Genomic DNA, 14,920 nt, shown 5'->3' with positions numbered 1-14,920 from the left:
CTTACAGGTATGTTTTGCCTCGGGGAGAGCGTAACGTTAAGGCAGGGTCGGGTGCCATCATGCTTGCCGCGGCGATGGGGAGGTTGATGATCGCGATCTCCGTTCGACACCTTTGGCGCTACATCTTGCTCGTCGTCTGCGGCGGCTTGAGCGCCGTGGCGATCGCCCAGGACGCTTCGAGCCTGCGACAGATAAACTGGACGGCGCGCGAGGGCGCACCTGGCGCAGTCCAAGCGATCGCACAGACGCCCGACGGGTATTTGTGGATCGGGTCGGCGACCGGCCTCTACCGCTTCAACGGCATCATCTTTCAGCGCATGCCGCGTTCGGTGGGCGCCCGCCGCCAATCCGAAGCAATCGGCGCACTGGCGGTGACCCCTTCCGGTGCCGTCCTCGTGGGACATGACTGGGGAGGTCTCTCGGTCTTGCGGAGCGATCGCCATACGGCGGTCGCGAGCGATGCGATGGGAAGTACCGTTCGACGGATCTTCCGGGACCGCGACGGTGCAATCTGGACGATCGCGGAAGGGCCGAACGCGCCTATCATCTCGCGTTTCCGAGCTGGCCGTTGGCGAACGTTCGCGCGTAACCAGGTCCTCTCTGCGGAGCGTTTCAGCTCGGCCATGCTCGACGGCTCAGGGGTGCTATGGATGACCTTGGGGACCCGCCCATTCTACTTGGACGAGCGGAGCGACCGGTTACGAAGCGTACAGAACCCCGAAACCGCGGGCGGACATCTCGCGCATGGCCCATCCGGCAAGATCTGGCTCGTTTCGCCCAAGGGTATCCACTCGATCTCGTCTCCAGTTGCAGGGGCCGATGGGCGGATAGGGCCCGTTGCAATGGCTACCGCCGCCACGCCGGGCGAACGCAACGTCGCCTGGGACGGCGACGGATCCCTCTGGGGTATCAGCCGGGCGAACGGCGTGGGGCGCTACGTCGTGTCCGCGGCGTCCGGCGGAGCTGACCCCGCCATGGCGTCATCCGACGGTTTCCTGAAGGAGCGCTCGGGACAGCTCATGCCGTCTACGGCGATGTTCGACAGGGAAGGAAACCTCTGGGTCGGCAGCGAGTCCGGTCTTGAGCAGTTTGCGCCGGCCAGCTTCGGAACGTTCGGGAAGGGCGGACTTCCGGCCACCACTCGGTGGGCGGGTACGATGGTGATCCAGGATGGCCTGCAGGACGTCTACCTGAGAATGGGCTCCGGCCTCTTCCGGGTTCATGGTCGCGCAGGTCCGGTGCGCATGCCCCACACCGTCGAAGCCGACGATGTGCCCTGTTCCAGCGGCGGGGGCGGCGTATGGATTCGTCGAGCGGACCGGGAGTTGGTGCTCGTTGGCAATCCCGCGGTCAGGCATATTCCGATAACAGGTTCTCGCGGTCGCGGCCTCGTAGGTGGTTGCGCCGAGGACGCGTCCGGGCGGCTCTGGGTCCTGCAAGCCGGGCGCAACGACTTTGGATATCTCACCGAGCGCGGGCAGGGTGCAGTCCGGCTGGGTTCGGAGGCTGGAAGGATACCGAACGAGATCATCGCCGCCGGCGGCGGGGGCATCCTGGCCTACGTAGGGCGTGGATCGCTGTGGAGGACGGAGGGGACCGTTGTCGAACGCCTATGGGAGAGGCGAGATGTCGCCATCGAATTCGTGGAGTTCATGTACCAGGGGCCGCGCTACCTTCTCATGGGCGGCCCTGCCGGCCTCGCGCGCTACGACGGCAAGGGGATACGGGTACTCTCCAGCACGCGGTTCCCGTTTCTGTCCCATCTCTCCGGTGGTGTTCAGACCCGCAGAGGTGAAACATGGCTTCAGAACGCCTCCGGGGTCCTGCGCATGTCGACGGCCGATCTGGACCGCGCGTTCGAAGATCGTACGGCGGATCTTCCCGTCCGGACGTTCGACGCGGACGACGGACTCCCGGGTGTCGGACCGTACTTCAGCTTATCGACGTTGGCGGAGGACTTGGCCGGACGCGTGTGGGTAGCCACTAACAACGGCTTTGCCTGGGCCGACCCGGCAAGGCTGCCGCATAACGCGGTACCCCCTCCGGTCGTAATAACGGGAGTTCGCGTCGGAAGCCGGCGGCTGGCGGCATTCGATGGGCTCGTCCTTCCTGCGGGAGTGTCGCGAATCGAGATCGACTACGACGGTCTCAGTCTGACGACGCCGAAACGCGTCCGGTTCCGATACATGCTAGTGGGGGTCGACTCCAACTGGATCGATGGAGGGGGCCAACGGCAGGCGTCCTATACGAACCTCTCACCCGGCAGATACCGGTTCCGCGTCGTCGCTGCGAACAATGACGGCGTCTGGAACCGCAGCGGCGCTACGCTCTCTTTCGTCATACCCCCGACCTTCATGCAGTCGAACTGGTTTCTTGCGCTCTGCGGCGTAGGCGCGGCATGCCTGCTCTGGGCACTCTACTCGGCCCGGATGCACCACGTCACCGCGAGGATGCGACGGCGACAGTCCGCACGGCTCGCGGAACGCGAGCGTATCGCACGAGATCTCCACGACACACTTCTTCAGGGATTCCAGGGTCTGGTTCTCAAGTTCCAATCGGTAGCCAACGCCATCCCTCAGAACGAGCCGGCGAAAAAACTGATCGATCAGGCACTCGACAGCGCTGACGAGGTGCTGAGCGATGGGCGCGAAAGCGTCCTCCAGCTCCGAAGCTCGGGAAGTGATGATCTGCCCGCCATGCTTGCGGAGACCGCCGCACGATTGAAATCGGCCGAACCTACGGAGTTCGAGATGGTCATCGAGGGAAGCCGGCGCGAACTGGATCCCGTCGTACGCGAAGAGCTCCGAAGGATCGGCGACGAGGCGCTGATCAACGCGTTCCGGCATTCGAAGGCGAGTCTGATAGAGGTCGTCGTATCCTATCACGGGTCGGCGTTGCTGATGGGGATCCGCGACGACGGCGACGGCATAGATCCGGAGATCATACGGGACGGTGGGCGGCAAGGTCATTTCGGACTGGTAGGCATGCGTGAACGCGCGGCGCAGATCGATGGGGAGCTCACCATCGCGAGCCGCATCGACATCGGCACCGAAGTGCTCGTCAGGATACCCGGCCGCGTGGCGTATGTAGTTCGCGGTCGCGGTGGATGGCGACTTGCGGTACGGCGCTTCCTAGGCATGGGTCGACGATCATCATGACAACCGTAGGAAGCGCTCAGATCCGCGTGATGATCGCGGATGATCACCCTGTGCTCAGGGCCGGCATCGCCGCCATGATCGATGGACAGAGCGACATGTGCCTCGTCGCCGAGGCCGCCAACGGAGCGGAGGCGCTCGAGAAGTTCCGGACTTCCCGTCCCGACGTGGTGCTGATGGATCTCCAGATGCCCCGCATGAACGGCGTCGACGCGATCATCGCAATCCGGAAGGAGGCTCCGGCGGCCAAGATCATGGTGCTAACAACCTACGCTGGAGATGCGCAGGCTTTGCGCGCGCTGAAGGCTGGAGCAACCGGCTATCTGCTCAAGAGCGTCGTCAGGAAGGAACTACTGGATACGGTTCGTGCCATCCACGCAGGCCGCCGCCACGTGCCTGCCGAGATTGCCCAGGAGATCACGTTTCATGCCGCCGGCGAGGCACTGAGCGACCGCGAGATCGGCGTGCTCAGCCACGTCGCGGCAGGCCGGCCGAACAAGGAGATCGGATGGCTGTTGAAGATTTCGGAAGATACGGTGAAGGCACATCTTCGAAGCATCTTCGCAAAGCTTGGCGCACGCGATCGGACCCACGCCGTCATAGTCGCGGCGAAACGCGGCTTCATTGACATCTAAGCAGGTGCTGGCCGCCATGCGATGGCAGGTAAGCGTACGGACCTGAGGGGCGGACAGCCCGCGGCTACGGCCGTTAGCCGGATTTGAAGCCGATCGCCTTGTGCGTGCTGTCGCAGAAGGGCTTTGTCGCGCTGCCGCCGCACCGGCAGAGGCGAGCGCTCTGAAGGCAGGCAACCGTTCGCCCGGTACCGCTCACGATCTCCAGGTTTCCTCTTATCCCGAGCGGGCCGTCCAGCTCGGGCCTGATGTCGAGCGGACCGTCGCGCGTCGTCAGAAGCGGCGTCTTGCGCGTCTCGGGTTCGCCGGTCGCCTTGAAGCCGACGTACTTGTGCGACTTGTCACAGAACGGCTTGTTCTTCGAGGCGCCGCATCGGCAAAGCGTGGCGCGGAACCCGGCAGGACTTCCGTCCAGCACGAGCTCGGCGCGGGCGGCGTACGGTCCGTCCTCGCGCAGCGCGATGAGGTTCACCGGGGGAGCCTTCTCGTCGTGTCCGTCCTTCCGGCGATAATGCAGCGCGCCTGACGGACAGTTGCGGACGATCGCAGAGAGGTCCTCGTAATCCGTGGCGTCCGGAAAAATCCATGGACCATCGACGTTTGCGAGGAACGTTCGCGGCGCGCCCGTGACGCAGAACCGAGCGTGTATGCAGCGTTTACCATCGTAGGAGATCTCGATCTCCCTTCCTTCCACGACATCCACTCCGTCGGGAGTTCGCGATGCGGGTGGGGGCGGCGCCAGACTCGATTGCGCCTTTGACATCTGGGGTGCATTCGCTTCGGCCACGTGAGCGGCCGCGACCGGATCCGGGGCATCTCGCAGGCGCTCGTGCAGTGACTGCAGTACGCGGGCCGCTTTGCCGATGCGGGGAGCCCTGTCGGCCATCGCGTCGGCCACGGCTGCTATCTCCGCAAGCCGCTCCACGTAGAAACGGCGGGCGGATGAACCCGGGGTGAGGGCAGCGGCCTCTCGCAGCGCAGTGAACGAGACCCCGGCGTTGCAGTCGGGATTCGAAGGCCCCGCCGGCAGTCGTGCTGCGTGTTCCGCCAACGGCGTCAGCGCTCGCATGAGACTTATGGCCACGTCGACGTAGAGGGTCTTCTCAGGGCTGGGGCTTGGCAGAACGTACGAGGCCGCGAGCAGACGCAGCGTGAGGCCGTACGTCGCGTTGGCCAGATCGACGACGGCGACCGCTTCCGGTTCCTCTATCCACACACGGCCTTCGGGGCGGGGCGGCTTGCGGAGAACCGGATTGTGCGCGCTGGGGAAGGCAGGCGCGAAGTTAGGGTTTGCCGTCCGCATCTCGGTGAACTCCTCACGGATCCGCACGAAGCGCTGGTAGTGGGAGTCCGCCGTCTCGGTTGGGGCACCTTCTCCTTCGACGATGATCGCGTCGAATGCGGCTAGTGCCGAACTCAGGTCTGTAACGACCTTCGCGCCACCGAGATCGACTTCGGTGGTCGACAGCTGAAGGGCGGGGGCGCCGCAAAAGGTCTCGCTCTCGCCGTGGCTTTCGACCATCGCCCTCAAGTTCGCACCCATGGTTTCGTAGAATATGCCGACCGTCTCGTAGTCAAAGGCCGCCGGAGTCAGAAGCAGAGGGCGCGGTGTCCGGGTCGCGTTCAGTTCGGGGGCGAAGCCGGCACCGTCCGGCTCGGTAGAGCCGTGAGGCCTCTCGAGATGCACGAAGTGCTGGAGAACGGACTCGCTGAAGGGCGCGAGCTTTACGACGACGCCCGCTGGGAGATACCCAGCATCAAGGGGAAAGTTCGTTCGGCCGAAGCGAGGCGAGCCGCCGAGCGCCGCAGTGATGTTCCACACCGCGACGAGGTGACCCATCTCCTCGATGGCGACGTCGATGATGGCACGTCGCCAGCGTCGCACCGCGTCGGCCTCGCGTTCGCTCAACTCCTCCTCGGAGCCGTCCTTCAGGCTGAAGGCGGCGTAGAGGTAGGTGCACATCAGGTTGTGCTCGAGCTCAGCCGCCTCGTAGAGCGAATGCATCAGCTTCTCGCGACCGATGGCCGCTCCGACGTCAGCTGTTCCGTCCATAGGTATCGATTCCATCGTGAAGCCGCACGTAGCGCGCTCATTGTTCTGAGCCACGGCATAGCCGTCCCGCCGCGTAGGCTTAAGGACCGAGACCGATCGTTCCCGCTATACCAAGGTCTGGGGAGGTCCCGGGTAAGCGGCGCCCAGCGGCCTGCGATAGCCGACGGTACATCCGAATCGTCTGCTCTTGGGTCTGGAGCCTTTGGGCCGCGAGCCTAGTAGTGTCCTGCACGCCGATATTGGGAACCAAGGGATACAGCAATGGTGGGAGATGTGGTCGAGAACGCCGTGCAAAGGCGGTTCGAACTGCCGATCGGCGAAGATGCCGTCGCCGCCGCCTACTACCGAGTTGAAGGCGACAACCTGGTGCTCATCCACACGGAGGTGCCATCGGAGTACGCCGGTCAGGGAGTTGCTTCCCGCCTGGCGCGGGGGACGTTCGATCTGATCCGGGCCTCCGGGCGTAAGGCGATCCTACGCTGCCCTTTCATGGTGACGTTCTTTGCGCGCCACCCCGAATATGCCGATGTCGTCGCCGGCTGAAATCAGCGCTGGAAAACGCTGTTAATCGAGAGGATTTCAGCAGTGATCAACGATGAATACAATCTGCAGCGTTTCGTCGCTGCACAGGACCCCGTCTACATCGATGCGCTGGACGTCCTGCGTAGAGGCATGATGTGCTCGCCATACATCGACTTCATCTTTCCGCGGCTGGATGACGAGCTCGATGTGTCCGCACGTGACCGTTTTGGCATCCGTTCCTTGGACGAGGCGCGGGCGTATCTGGCTTACCCAATCCTGGGAAATCGCTACCGCGAGTGCGTCCGCGCCCTGTCCTGGCTGGCAGACCTTGAAATTTCGAGCGTGTTCAGCGCGACGGATGGGAAGAAGCTCCATTCGTCGCTGACGCTGTTCGCCGAAGCGTCGAATGAGTCGGCGCTGCGGGAGATGCTTGACATCTGGTTCGATAATCTGGCGGACGAGGAGACGCTGGCTCGCCTCGATTTGACGGCATAATGCGATGGTTGCGGCCAGAACTCGTCGTCGAAGTCCTGTACGATCAGGTGACCGGGAACCGGTTCCGGCACGGTACGCGCATCCTGCGCTGGCGTCCCGATAAGGCACCTGAGGCGTGTACCATGGATCAGCTGGAGCATGAGCTTCGCCCTGCTGAATTGGGCATAGCGTCATGACCGGTTCCTCCTCCAGCGATCCACTGGCGAAATACCGGGAAAAGCGGGATTTCGCCAAAACCGCCGAACCTGAGGGTAAAATCGCCAAAGCAGGGGGCAACCGCTTCGTCGTGCAAAAGCATGCCGCGTCTCGGCTACACTATGACTTGCGGCTCGAACTCGACGACGTTCTCAAAAGCTGGGCCGTCACGCGAGGACCCAGCATCAATCCCGACGACAAACGGCTCGCAGTCCGCACGGAGGATCATCCGATCGAGTACGCCACGTTCGAGGGCACGATCCCCAAGTCGGAATATGGCGGCGGGACGATGATGCTGTGGGACACAGGAACTTGGGAGCCGCTCGCTGGCAAGGACCCGAGCAAGACGCTGCCTGAGGGACATCTCCACTTCTTCCTGCATGGGGACCGCCTCAAAGGCGAATGGATGCTCTTCAGATTAAAGCCCCGCGGGAAGGAAAAAGGCGAGAACTGGATCCTGCGCAAGGTCACCGACGACGAGATCGGCGGATCGGAAGACTTTGTCGGAACATACCTCACCGGCGTCGTCAGCGGCCTGACTATGGAAGAGATCGCCGCAGGCAAGCAAGGCAAGTCAGGTGCGCCGGCGACGCCTGCCGCAAAGTCTGCGACGAAAGCTGCAAAATCTCGAGCGACAAACCGTAAGAAGGCAGGATCACCCCCGCCATTCCAACCTGTCCAGCTCGCGACGCTTGTCGATCATGTGCCCGCTGGCAACGCCTGGCTGCACGAAATGAAATATGACGGGTATCGAACGCTGGTGGCGGTCGGTGGGGGGACGGGACGGGCCTATACGCGATCCGGGTTGGACTGGACGGACAAGTTCGCCGGCATTGTCGCTGACGCTGCAGATCTGAATGCGTCGTCTGCTCTCATCGATGGTGAGGCAGTGATCGTCGATGCCGACGGCAAGACTAACTTCCAGGCGTTGCAAGCTGCGCTCAAAGGAGACCCGGACGCGATCCTGTATTACGCGTTTGACCTGCTGGCGCTCGACGGTGAGGATCTGACCGGACTACCGCTATCGGAGCGCAAGGCGAAGCTTGCGACCCTGCTCGGGGGTGGCACTGACCGAATCCGCTACTCGGATCATATCGCTGGCCGCGGCGACGATCTGTTCGACACATTTTGCGCCGAAGGTCTCGAAGGCGTCATTTCGAAGCGCGCGGACGCGCGCTATGTTGGCTCGCGGTCCGGCAGCTGGCTGAAGACGAAGTGTATCCAGAGACAGGAGTTCGTCATCGTCGGCTGGTTGCCGTCCGACAAGCAGCGAGGGTTCAAGTCGCTCCTCTTGGGCGTCAACGAGGACGGTCATCTCCGCTATGCCGGCAAGGTCGGAACAGGGTATACGGGCGAGGAGATCGACAAGCTGATGAATCTGATGACGCCGCTGGCCGTCACGAAGCCGACCGTCACCGCACCCCGCGCAGCCGTACGCGGCGCACGCTGGATCAAGCCGCAGCTGGTGGCCGAAGTGGCGTTCATGGAAGTGACGAGCGACGGGGTGTTGCGCCACTCCAGCTATCTGGGTTTGCGTCAGGCCAAGAAACCCGAAGCGGTCGTCGTCGAGAAGCCTGCGCCCGTTGCCAAGCTCGAGGCACCCGAGCCGTCCGTCGTCCGGGTGACGAACCGGGAACGGGTGATCTTTCCCGAGTCCGCAATTACCAAAGGCCAGCTCGCCGACTATTACCAGGCTGTCTCGGGCATCATGCTGCCCTGGTGCGGGAGTCGGCCGATAAGCCTAGTCCGGTGTCCGCAGGGCAGGGGGAAGAAGTGCTTCTTTCAAAAGCATGACGCCGGCAGCTTCGGCGATCATGTCCACCATGTCGGGATCGCCGAGAAGGACGGACATGACGAACCCTATCTGTTCGTTGATGATGCCGAGGGTCTCGTCACCTGCGTCCAAATGGGTACGATCGAGTTCCACGGCTGGGGTGCGCGGATCGAAGACGTCGAGAAGGCCGACCGGCTGGTGTTCGATCTCGATCCCGATGAAGGCCTCGATTTCGAGGATGTCATTTCCGCGGCCCTTCATGTCCGCGACGTGCTGGCCCAGATGGGCCTTGAGACCTTTCCAATGGTGACGGGCGGAAAGGGTGTCCACGTCATCGCGCCGCTGACACCGAAAGCCGAGTGGCCGGCTGTGAAGGATTTCGCGCACCGCTTGGCGCTTGTCCTGGCCCAGTCCGAACCTGATCGATTTACCGCAGCCCTCGCCAAGGCCAAGCGAACAGGGCGCATCTTCATCGACTATCTGCGCAATCAGCGCGGGGCGACGGCAGTTATGCCGTACAGTGCTCGTGCTCGCGAGGGCGCGCCCGTCGCCGTACCCATCACGTGGAAAGAGCTCGGAAAACTCGACCGCGCATCGGGCTGGCATATCGGCGATGCGGGTGCGCTGTTGAAACGCGCGGCCATTTTCACGTCCTTACAACTTCGGGATTTTGAAGCGTTTGGGCCACAAGACGTTCCCCAAAAATCTCGGAAAATAGCTCTGTTAAGTCGTCTACTAAACCACCGTGGCGGGTGACACGATGGCGCTTCTCGTCAGGCAAAATCGAGTTCTACAGCGGTCAAATCCTGTCCCCGCAACCAACCTAATTTGCAACACCTCCAAGGGATCTCCCGCGGAGGCTTTTTGCGTTTCCGCTCCAGCACATAGCGACAGTATCGAGGCATGCTCACCACGTAGATCGATCGCGAGAGGGACTCTGCCCTACCACCAGCGTCGCGCTACTTCTCGCCTGCACAGCGATAACGGCGGTCGGCGTCGACGAGGTGGACGCCACGAGTTGGCACGACAGCGGCCTGGGCTTCGTCCGCTGTCTGACACGCAAATGTACGGTGCCACGCCCGGCGTCACGGTATCGCCGACGCAACCTTTCTCGGTAGGGATACCGTCTTTCACCCCACCCGCGCCAAGCGAAAAGGCAACCTGGGGCGCGACGCCGATCGACCAGTTGCCATGCCGGATCGACATTCGCCGCTCGCAGGGGGCGGGGATCTCCCAGCGGATCGGCCTGACGCCGATCATCGGCCATCCCGTGTTCGACGGCGGGACGGACTGGGGCGGCGCGGCGGTCGATCCGGTGCGCGGCATCATGACCGTCAACACGATGGAGATGCCGTTCAAGCTGTGGCTGATGCGCCGCAACGATCCGCGCGTCGCGGCCCGCTGATGGCACAGAAGCAGGGCGGCGAGAACACGCGGCAGGCGCAGTATAACACGCCGTACGTCGCCGGTCGTCCAGGCGTGGATCGGTATCTTCGACGTACCGTGCAACGCGCCGCCCTGGCGGCATCTGATCGCGGTCGATCTGAAGACGAAGACGATCCTGTGGCGCGAGGTGCTCGGTACGGCGCGCGATACCGGCCTGTTCGGATCGCATCTAGGCGTGCCGATCAAGACCGGCGTGCCGAACCTCGGTGGATCGATCGTCACCGCCGGCGGGATCGCCTTTATCGTCGCGACCACCGACCAGTATCTGCGCACGTTAGACCTGAGGACCGGCAAGGTCGTCTGGAAGGCACGGCTTCCGGCCGGGGCGCAGGCCATGCCAATTACGTACCGGGGCGCGGACGGGCGGCAATATGTTGTGATCATCGCGGGTGGGCACGGTGCGCTCGGAACGCGGTATGGCGACTACACGCTGGCCTATGCGTTGCCGCGTACGTGACGACGAAAGCGAGCAAGTCGCGTAGGTTTTCATGTAGCTAGAGGGGGCGACCATCCACCGCTATTTCGGCGGACGATGGTCGGCAAGTTAAAGACGTCGGTGCATCCGCCGCTAAGGATGGCGGGCGGTGCGACAAGGGGGCCAGGTGTTCGTTCGATTGAAGTGGAGTCTATCGCGGTTGGCGCCGCTCTCGATCCTGATGAGCCTCGGGAGCTGTACGGCGCTGTCGCACGGGTTCTTCAACCCGCAGGGGCTGGTCGCGGGGCACGAGCGCGACCTGTTCATCACCGTATCGATCGTGCTCTTGTTCGTTGCCGGACCAGTGCTGCTGCTGACGCCGCTGTTCGCCTGGCATTACCGGCTGTCCAACCGGAGCGACGCATACCGGCCGAAGTGGAATTTCTCGTGGTGGGTGGAAGGGCTGATCTGGATCCCGCCTGCCGGGATCGTCATCGGGCTGGCTGTGCTGCTGTGGCATTGGACGCAGATCGACGATCCGTATCGGCGGTTGCCAGGCGCGGCGCCGGTCGAGGTGCAGGCGATCGCGCTCGATTGGAAATGGGTGTTCGTCTATCCCGACCTCGGCGTCGCGTCGGTCGATCGGCTGACCATTCCCGCTGGGCGCCCGGTGCATATCAAGCTGACCAGCGGCACGGTGATGCAGTCGATGCTGATCCCGCAACTCGCCGGGCAGATCTATGCGATGGGCGGGATGACAACCGAGCTGAACATCCAGGCGCACCGGCCGGGGCGGTTCCGCAGCGAGAACACGCAGTATAACGGCGCCGGGTTCCAGCAGCAGAAGTTCGACGTCGTTGCCGTGTCGCCGGCGGACTATGATCGCTGGGTGGCGGCTGCACGAAGCGGCAAGCGTACGCTCGATGCACAGACGTGGCGGCGGCTGTTCGCGCGGTCGATCATCACGCACCCCATCGAGTTCGCGCATGTTACGCCGAACCTGTTCGAGCACGTCGTCGCCGCGACCGGCGGCATGACCCATTCTTCTCCGAAAGCCGTTCGATGACCGTTTCCGTTCCCCTCTGGCCAGCGGTGCTTGGCCGGTTCGGCTGGCAGGACCTGCCGTTCGTGCGCGCATGGGAAAACCCGACGATCAGCGAGATCATCGGCGCGTTCGCGGGCGCGCTGGTGGTGGTCGGCGCGGTCGTCGTCGCCGCGCTGCTGACGCGTTATGGCAAGTGGCGCTATCTCTGGACCGAGTGGCTGACCAGCCTCGACCACAAGAAGATCGGCATCATGTATATCGTCGTCGCGTTCGGGATGCTGTCGCGCGCGCTGGTCGAGGCGGTGCTGATGCGAATGCAGCAGGCGGTGGCGATCGAGAACCCCGGCTTCCTGTCGCCCGACCATTTCGGCCAGCTATTCTCGACGCATGGCTCGATCATGATCTTCTTCATGGCGATGCCGTTCCTGACGGGGATGATCAACTATGTCCTGCCGCTCCAGATCGGCGCGCGCGACATGGCGTTTCCCTGGGCCAATTCGATCGCGCTGTGGCTGACGATCGGCGCGGCGGGGCTGATGATGGCGTCGCTGGTGGTCGGCGAATTCTCGACCGGCGGATGGAGCGGCTATCCGCCTTATACCGAGCGCGCGTTCAGTCCGGGCGTCGGGGTCGACTACTGGATCTGGGCGGTGACATTGGGGTCGATCGGCTCGACGATGGCGGGGATCAACATCGCCTGCACCGTCTACAAGCTGCGCGCGCCGGGGATGCGGTTCATGCGGATGCAGATGTTTTCGTGGACCAGCCTGTGCACGTCGATCCTGATGATCTTCGCGATGCCGCCGCTGACCGTCGCCACGCTGCTGCTCGCGCTCGACCGCTATTTGGGGTTCCATTTCTTCACCAACGACCTTGGTGGCAACATGATGAACTATGCCAACATGTTCTGGCTGTTCGGTCATCCCGAGGTCTACATCCTGATCCTGCCCGCGTTCGGGGTGTATTCGGAGGTCGTGTCGACCTTCTCGACCAAGGATCTGTACGGCTACACCTCGCTGGTGATCGCGACGATGGCGATCGCGGTGCTGAGCTTCACCGTGTGGGTCCATCATTTCTTCACGATGGGGCAGTCGGCCAACGTCAATGCGGCGTTCGGGATCGCGACGATGACGATCGGCGTGCCGACGGGCGTCAAGATCTACGACTGGATCTGGACGATGTTTCGCGGCGAGGTGCGCTTTACCGTGCCGATGCTCTACGCGATCGCGTTCATGATGACGTTCGTGCTGGGCGGCTTCACCGGCATCATCCTGGCGATGCCGCCGCTCGATTACCTCGTCCACAACACGCTGTTCCTGGTCGCGCATTTCCACAATATGCTGATCCCGGGGCTGCTGTACGGGATGCTCGCGGGCTATCATTACTGGTTTCCCAAGGCGTTCGGGTTCCGCCTCGACGAGCGCTGGGGGCGGATCGCGTTCACCTGTTGGGTGGTCGGCTTCTACCTCGCCTTCTTCCCGCTGTACGTGCTTGGCGCGAGCGGGATGGCGCGGCGGACGCAGGCGATCTTCGAACCGTCGTTCCGGCCCTGGCTGTACGTCGCCGGCGTCGGCGCGTTCGTCCTGCTGGCGGCACTGACGTCGCTTGGTATCCAGTTGTGGGTGAGCATCCGCGACCGTGCCGAGACACGCGTGGAAGCGGGCGACCCGTGGGATGGCCGCGGGCTCGAATGGTCGGTCAGCGCACCGCCGCCCGAATACAACTTTGCGGTCCTGCCACTGATCGACGGACGCAACCCGTTCTACGATCACAAGCATGACGAGGGCCAGCCCGATCCCTACGCCTCACCACCGGCTTACGAGGACATCGTCGTGCCGCGCGGCAGCGCAACCAGCGTCGTGATCGGGCTTGCTGCTGCTGTGGCGGCGTTCGGCCTGATCTGGGAGATCTGGGGGCTGACCATCGTCGCGCTGCAGGTGATCGTCGCGGCGGTCGTGCTGCGTAGCTTCGGTCGCGACCAGCATCGCACGATACCGGCCGGGGAGGTCGCGCGTGAGCATGAGGCATGGCTCACGCGCGTCCGGGCGACGCCTGCGATTCCGCGACAACTGGAGACCGCCGCGGTCAATCGTGGCCTTGCGGAGATCGTGGCGTGAGCGAACCCGAACTGGCGCATGCCGGCCTCAACCTCGGCGACACCGGTGCGCTGACGCAGGACCAGGCGGAGAATGCGATCTTCGGCTTCTGGATATTCCTGATGAGCGACGCGGTGATCTTCGCGCTGCTGTTCGCGACCTACGGCACGATGATCGCGAGCACCGTCGGCGGCCCGACCCCCGCCTCGGAGTTCAAGCTGCTGCCCGCGTTCGTCGAGACGTTGCTGTTGCTGACGAGCAGCGCGACGTTCGGCCGCGCGACGATCGCGATGAAGTACGACGAACCGCGCCGCGTGCTGTTCGGCTGGCTCGGTGCGACGCTGGGCCTCGGCCTCGTCTTCCTCGCGCTCGAAGTGAACGATTTCGCGACGATGTTCTCGCACGGCGCCTATCCGATGCGCAGTGGCTTCCTGTCGTCGTTCTTCGCGCTGGTCGGGCTGCACGGGCTGCACGTCGCGGTCGCGTGCTTCTGGCTGGTCGTGATGGTCGCCCAGGTCGGCACGTACGGCCTCGATGCGCGGGTAAGGATCAACCTGTTGCGGCTGGGGCTGTTCTGGCACCTGCTCGACATCGTCTGGATCGCGATCTTCTCGGTCGTCTATCTGCAAGGGAACATCGGATGAGCGACCGGACCCGCGGACTCAGAACCTATGCGATCGGCTATGGCCTGTCGCTCGTGCTGACGGTGACGGCCTTCGCGATGGTCCGCTGGCCGTCGTTCGGTGCGCGCGCGATCTTCGGCGGCGTGCTGGCGCTGGGCCTCGTGCAGATGGCGGTGCAGTTCCGCTGTTTCCTCCACATCAGCCTCAAGCGGTCGTCGCGGCACGACCTGCAACTGATCCTCTTCTCGACGTTGATCATCGCGCTGATGGTGTCGGGAACGTTGGTGATCCTGTTCAACCTGCGCGGGCGGATGATGGGGTGAGGGAGACCTGAAGCCTGACCATTACTATCTCCGTGGAGGCGAGTGAGGCTGAACCAATACGAAACTCGAACATGAACGAATAGCCGAATTTGGGAAGCTTGTAGCGCCCACTAAAGGTCCGATTGCGGGGCACCTCGTGTTTGGGA

At 63.4% G+C, this 14,920-nt stretch carries 13 protein-coding genes; 12 read left to right on the top strand and 1 reads right to left on the bottom strand.

The annotated features are described in order from the left end of the window. The first annotated feature begins 86 nt into the window (after nt 1–86). Complete coding sequence (locus tag O6X71_RS05535) at nt 87–3,158, top strand: sensor histidine kinase (RefSeq protein ID WP_353464840.1); 3,072 nt, start codon at nt 87–89, stop codon at nt 3,156–3,158. Beyond that, a complete protein-coding gene (locus O6X71_RS05530) occupies nt 3,155–3,790 on the top strand; it encodes a response regulator transcription factor (RefSeq protein ID WP_353464839.1) in 636 nt (211 codons plus the stop codon). The genes O6X71_RS05535 and O6X71_RS05530 overlap by 4 nt, the downstream gene beginning before the upstream one ends. Nucleotides 3,791–3,863: 73 nt before the next feature. Here the strand turns inward: O6X71_RS05530 and O6X71_RS05525 are convergent, their stop codons facing one another. Beyond that, nucleotides 3,864–5,840, bottom strand: a complete 1,977-nt coding sequence (locus O6X71_RS05525; protein WP_353464838.1) for a ferritin-like domain-containing protein — start codon at nt 5,838–5,840, stop codon at nt 3,864–3,866. Nucleotides 5,841–6,101: 261 nt separating this feature from the next. Between O6X71_RS05525 and O6X71_RS05520 the strand changes: the two genes are divergently transcribed. From O6X71_RS05520 to O6X71_RS05475, 10 genes are all read left to right on the top strand, one after another. Further along, the gene (locus O6X71_RS05520) at nt 6,102–6,383 is read left to right on the top strand and encodes a GNAT family N-acetyltransferase (protein ID WP_353464837.1); all 282 of its coding nucleotides are present in this window, start codon (nt 6,102–6,104) and stop codon (nt 6,381–6,383) included. Between the two features lie 42 nt (nt 6,384–6,425). After that, on the top strand, nt 6,426–6,857 hold the full coding sequence (locus O6X71_RS05515) for a DUF1810 family protein (protein ID WP_353464836.1): 432 nt from the start codon (nt 6,426–6,428) through the stop codon (nt 6,855–6,857). Then, entirely contained in the window at nt 6,857–7,033 is a 177-nt protein-coding gene (locus tag O6X71_RS05510; protein ID WP_353464835.1) for a hypothetical protein, read from the top strand. The genes O6X71_RS05515 and O6X71_RS05510 overlap by 1 nt, the downstream gene beginning before the upstream one ends. Further along, complete coding sequence (gene ligD / locus O6X71_RS05505) at nt 7,030–9,582, top strand: DNA ligase D (protein WP_353464834.1); 2,553 nt, start codon at nt 7,030–7,032, stop codon at nt 9,580–9,582. Before O6X71_RS05510 ends, ligD begins: the two co-directional genes overlap by 4 nt. A 307-nt stretch (nt 9,583–9,889) precedes the next feature. Next, a complete protein-coding gene (locus tag O6X71_RS05500) occupies nt 9,890–10,231 on the top strand; it encodes a hypothetical protein (protein WP_353464833.1) in 342 nt (113 codons plus the stop codon). Between the two features lie 168 nt (nt 10,232–10,399). Next, nucleotides 10,400–10,729, top strand: coding sequence for a hypothetical protein (locus O6X71_RS05495; protein WP_353464832.1), 330 nt, complete (start codon nt 10,400–10,402; stop codon nt 10,727–10,729). 127 nt (nt 10,730–10,856) lie between these two features. Beyond that, on the top strand, nt 10,857–11,753 hold the full coding sequence (locus tag O6X71_RS05490; RefSeq protein WP_353464831.1) for a cytochrome ubiquinol oxidase subunit II: 897 nt from the start codon (nt 10,857–10,859) through the stop codon (nt 11,751–11,753). After that, entirely contained in the window at nt 11,750–13,849 is a 2,100-nt protein-coding gene (locus tag O6X71_RS05485; protein WP_353464830.1) for a cbb3-type cytochrome c oxidase subunit I, read from the top strand. The genes O6X71_RS05490 and O6X71_RS05485 overlap by 4 nt, the downstream gene beginning before the upstream one ends. Beyond that, complete coding sequence (locus O6X71_RS05480) at nt 13,846–14,472, top strand: cytochrome c oxidase subunit 3 (RefSeq protein WP_353464829.1); 627 nt, start codon at nt 13,846–13,848, stop codon at nt 14,470–14,472. The genes O6X71_RS05485 and O6X71_RS05480 overlap by 4 nt, the downstream gene beginning before the upstream one ends. Then, nucleotides 14,469–14,774 carry a cytochrome o ubiquinol oxidase subunit IV gene (locus O6X71_RS05475; RefSeq protein ID WP_353464828.1) on the top strand — a complete coding sequence of 102 codons (306 nt, stop codon included), beginning with the start codon at nt 14,469–14,471 and terminating at the stop codon, nt 14,772–14,774. The genes O6X71_RS05480 and O6X71_RS05475 overlap by 4 nt, the downstream gene beginning before the upstream one ends. Nucleotides 14,775–14,920 lie beyond the last annotated feature (146 nt).

Source organism: Sphingomonas faeni (assembly GCF_040407505.1).
Classification (GTDB): Bacteria; Pseudomonadota; Alphaproteobacteria; order Sphingomonadales; family Sphingomonadaceae; genus Sphingomonas; species Sphingomonas faeni_E.
Note: the sequence above shows the minus strand (reverse complement) of the source record. Positions and strands in the feature narration are given on the sequence as shown.